General features: G+C 66.2%; 2 protein-coding genes. Both read left to right on the top strand.

All coding sequences use genetic code 11. The features are described 5' to 3' along the window. A partial coding sequence (locus tag ACZ7N4_RS39160) for an alpha-glucosidase C-terminal domain-containing protein (protein ID WP_471368816.1) occupies positions 1 to 443 on the top strand: 443 nt, incomplete at its 5' end. Beyond that, a partial coding sequence (locus tag ACZ7N4_RS39155; protein WP_471368813.1) for an alpha-amylase family glycosyl hydrolase occupies positions 440 to 1,311 on the top strand: 872 nt, incomplete at its 3' end. The genes ACZ7N4_RS39160 and ACZ7N4_RS39155, both read left to right, overlap by 4 nt.

Here is a 1,311-nt window from a genome sequence, read left to right as displayed (position 1 = left end):
ACCTGAACTCGGAGAAGTACCAGCTCCGGCCGCGTGACTGGGCGGCCGCCGAGCGGGAGGGGCGGACCATCGCGCCGCTCATCACCCGGCTCAACGACGTCCGGCGCCGCAGTCCCGCCCTCCGTCAGCTGCGCGACCTGCACTTCCACCACGCCGACAAGGAAGCGGTGATCGCCTACTCGAAGCGGAGCGGGTCGAACACGGTTCTGGTGGTGGCCAACCTGGACCCGCACAGCACCCAGGAGGCCACGGTCTCGTTGAACATGCCGCAACTCGGCCTGGATTGGCACGAGTCCGTGCCGGTGCGCGACGAGCTGACCGGCGAGACCTACTACTGGGGCAGGGCCAACTATGTGCGCCTGGAACCGGGTCACAGGCCCGCGCACGTCTTCACCGTCCTGCGACCGTCCACCCCGCAGATCGGAGGGTCACCCACCATATGATCGTCAACGAGCCCGTTCCGGACACCTTCGAGGACACTCCCGCGGGGGACCGGGACCCGGATTGGTTCAAACGCGCCGTCTTCTACGAGGTCCTGGTCCGCTCCTTCCAGGACAGCAACGGCGACGGCGTCGGCGACCTGAAGGGCCTGACCGCCAAGCTCGACTATCTGCAGTGGCTCGGCGTGGACTGCCTGTGGCTGCCGCCGTTCTTCAAGTCACCGCTCAGGGACGGCGGTTACGACGTCTCCGACTACACCGCCGTCCTGCCGGAGTTCGGTGACCTCGCCGACTTCGTGGAGTTCGTGGACGCCGCCCACCAGCGCGGCATGCGCGTCATCATCGACTTCGTCATGAACCACACCAGCGACCAGCACCCGTGGTTCCAGGAGTCGAGGCGGGACCCGGACGGTCCGTACGGGGACTACTACGTCTGGGCCGACGACGACAAGCAGTTCCAGGACGCCCGGATCATCTTCGTCGACACCGAGGCCTCCAACTGGACGTACGACCCGGTGCGCAAGCAGTACTACTGGCATCGCTTCTTCTCGCACCAGCCGGATCTGAACTACGAGAACCCGGCCGTGCAGGAGGAGATGATCTCCGCGCTGAAGTTCTGGCTGGATCTCGGCATCGACGGGTTCCGGCTGGACGCGGTGCCGTACCTGTACCAGCAGGAGGGCACCAACTGCGAGAACCTGCCCGCGACCCACGAGTTCCTGAAGCGGGTGCGCAAGGAGATCGACGCCCAGTACGCCGACAAGGTGCTCCTCGCCGAGGCCAACCAGTGGCCGGAGGACGTCGTCGACTACTTCGGTGACTTCCGGGGCGGCGGCGACGAGTGCCACATGGCGTTCCACTTCCCGGTGAT

The organism is Streptomyces sp. NPDC107654 (genome assembly GCF_055639035.1).
The sequence above is the reverse complement of the archived record's forward strand: the minus strand, read 5'-3'. Positions and strand labels throughout refer to the sequence as shown.